Raw genomic sequence first — 2,755 nt, forward strand, 5'->3', positions numbered from 1 at the left:
AATAATGCCGGTGGCGTCATCACCACACAAAGGCCCGCCGCTGAACAGACAAGGCGGCGACGGGCCGCACCAGACCGCTTGGCTGTGCAGGGCAAGCTGCATACCGAACATCGATCTTTTCACAAGGGTTCCAGCGCCGTGGTTCGGACCGGAGGAGGCCGGTTCTGGTAGGCAGCGTCCAGGTCGCCGACAGGCACCACACGAACATCTATCCCAAAAATTGCGATCGCATCGGGAGGACTTCGAAGCTGTCGCCAACTTCGGGCACCGATGATGGGAAGCGACGCTGCGCGTGTCCGGCCAAGGTCGCTATAATGTCCAAGGTTGCGTCCCAACAAAAAAGCCCGCCACCTTTCGGCGGCGGGCAGTCTCACAGGGGGAAAACACACTGAACGGGAACAGTGCCCCCTTCGAAGCTTGTTGATGCGAGAATGTTCCAGCGCGTCCGCCAGAATAGTTGAAAGCTCACATGGGAGATCCATGCTCTATGGGATGCGATTTTCAAACTGGCCACACAAACTGGCTATGATCGCCTCTGGAACGACGTTCTCTGCCGTAAGGCGTTCCTTGAGAGCCCGCCTAGCTGCCCCTGGACCTGACTGTTTCAATCGCTCTTTGTCTGACGACGGTTCCCTCATGGGTCGTCTCTCCAGGCTCGGCTCCGTCCCCAACCATCTCCGCCAGCCGGCTGAGGAAGTCCACCAAAGCAGCTTGCGGCTCGTCGATTTCGCCGACGACGACCGAAATGCCCCAACGTCCAAGCACGGCCTCCTCCACAGGGTTTCGGCTGGTCATGAAGATGAACGACGGCGGGCGATCTTTCTCATAGCCGGACCGATGCCACGTCTGCCAGAGACGGTGCAGCAACAACCGAATGTTTGGGTCGGAAAGGCTATAGCCAATGAAGAGGATCGTGCTGCCGAGTGCATCCGAGCGAAAACGCACGTCCAGCGGAGAATTGAAGGAGAGGCGATCAAGGTAGTCCGTCTCGGTGAGGACGAGGGAAGAATCCTCGTCGAAATCACCATGGAATTTGACGATGTGGGTAACGCCCTGGCGGGCCTGCGCCACATCGCGTGCATTGGCCACTTTCACGTAGTCCCGACCGTATATTTCATAAGCCAGTTCCAGGTTACGGTCATAATTGGTTGTGTAGATGACAGGGAAATCGAGCTTCACGATGAGACGATGCAACTCGGATTTCTCGATCCGGTCCTTGGGGACAGACCAATTTCGGTCCATCCAACTGCGAAGTGGCCCGATGCTGCCATGCTTGATCCGATAGTACTCGGCCAGGGTTTGAAAACGATCGCGTCGCATGGAAAATTCGTCGTCGACACCGAGCTCCTTTGCCATTCGCTCTATCAGCTTCTCCCAAGAAGGGAGTCCAACACTGATCGACACCCCTGCCCCAACAAACAGAATTGCGCTGCGGTGGTGAATTGCGTTGGCGAGCGAATCCACAGGGTCATCGTTCATGGCCAAGGCTTTCGAGGCCACGCGCGCAGGCAGACCCTAAAGGCGCTTGTTGTTTCGGTTGCTGTCGATCTTGGAATGCAGCCAACCATCTGGAACCGCACGGCTCATGGCAGCCGCATTGTGGTTCGCTGCCCGCGACCGGCTCCTGTTTCTGCTTACCGGTCATGTGGATCCGGTTCTCCGCCAGCCACTTGCCGCGGCTTCGTTCCAGTCGCGCAATTGCTGAGAGCCTGCGTCGCTTCGGGCCAGGGAAGACGGCGAGAGGGTAGTTCATTGTCGTGACGGCGATGATTGTCATTGCGGCCTAAACACCCGTGGGCTGACATGTTCCTTGTGATCGAAAATATTCCATGTGGTGCCTTCGCCAGAGCTACGGGTTCAATGCGGGAATGGTCTCGCGTCCAGGGTCGCGGCCCGCCTCGCCGAAAGCGGTGGCATTGCAGTGTGCGTGACCGTCACGGTATGCGGTCACCGCCTCTCCCCGGAATTCGACCACCTCGTTGACCACGACGATTTCCTGCACCTGCCTGTCTTCCTCCCTTCACATCTGATCGTTGTAGGGCTGCTTGGTTATCCCGACTTGCCTGGCCAGCTCGGCAAACGGTGGCACACCCGCTTCGAACTGTTTGGTGTTAGCCAACCGCAAAAGCCGCAAAGGAAAACAGACTGCGTCCCGGTTGGCGGGCGACATGTCCTCGAAGAGGCGCTCATCAGCCGTGAACGAGGCCTCCGCGGTTTTCAAAGCCATATCGATATCATCAACCGAAAGAAGGCCCCTCCGGACCAAGGCGTTATTGACGGCAGCGACCGCCATAAGCAAACCTTCCAATTGCAGGTTGGCGACGTTCATGGGCCATTGTCCTTCATATCGTTGGGCGCCCGTCTATCGATAATCCTGCTCCGGAAGCCTTGTGGCGTGCGGCGATGGGATTGCCGGCTTGCTAGAGCGTTTCGGCTGCGCGGCCGCGCCGGAACTGGCATCTGGTAGCGCCATGGCTTGGATCTCCGCTGGGCTGCTGGACAACTCTCCACATGCCTCGAGGTTCCGGATCGCCATGGCAACCTCGCAAGCAGAGGCAAGGCTTCAGCCGGAGCCAACAGCGTGTCTGTCGGCGAGCCATGGGCGGGAAATCTCGCGGATCGAACCGGAATACCACCACCGAACTCAGGCTGAGAAGTAGCGTTCACCATAACCATGCCCCTTTGAGGGTGGTCGCGACAAAAACTCTTCCGGTTCGGGCCCCTTGAAGTCGTCACGGACCTCGTCACCAAAGCC

At 58.3% G+C, this 2,755-nt stretch carries 3 protein-coding genes; all 3 read right to left on the reverse strand.

Going from position 1 to position 2,755, the window contains the following annotated elements:
* Positions 1 to 579: 579 nt before the first annotated feature.
* Positions 580 to 1,479 (reverse strand): SIR2 family protein, encoded by a 900-nt coding sequence (locus tag EN932_RS33180; protein WP_013525092.1) that lies wholly within the window; start codon positions 1,477 to 1,479, stop codon positions 580 to 582.
* Between the two features lie 370 nt (positions 1,480 to 1,849).
* Positions 1,850 to 2,002 carry a hypothetical protein gene (locus EN932_RS38220; RefSeq protein ID WP_164890756.1) on the reverse strand — a complete coding sequence of 51 codons (153 nt, stop codon included), beginning with the start codon at positions 2,000 to 2,002 and terminating at the stop codon, positions 1,850 to 1,852.
* Between the two features lie 18 nt (positions 2,003 to 2,020).
* The gene (locus tag EN932_RS33185) at positions 2,021 to 2,329 is read right to left on the reverse strand and encodes a hypothetical protein (protein ID WP_027161855.1); all 309 of its coding nucleotides are present in this window, start codon (positions 2,327 to 2,329) and stop codon (positions 2,021 to 2,023) included.
* Between the last annotated feature and the right edge of the window lie 426 nt (positions 2,330 to 2,755).

It is taken from the genome of Mesorhizobium sp. M7A.F.Ca.US.002.01.1.1 (assembly GCF_004022955.1).
Taxonomy (GTDB): Bacteria; Pseudomonadota; Alphaproteobacteria; order Rhizobiales; family Rhizobiaceae; genus Mesorhizobium; species Mesorhizobium ciceri.

Coding starts and splice junctions, on each gene's coding strand:
- EN932_RS33180 (WP_013525092.1), bottom strand. CDS start 1,479: ATGAACGATGACCCTGTGGATTCGCTCGCCAACGCAATTCACCACCGC.
- EN932_RS33185 (WP_027161855.1), bottom strand. CDS start 2,329: ATGAACGTCGCCAACCTGCAATTGGAAGGTTTGCTTATGGCGGTCGCT.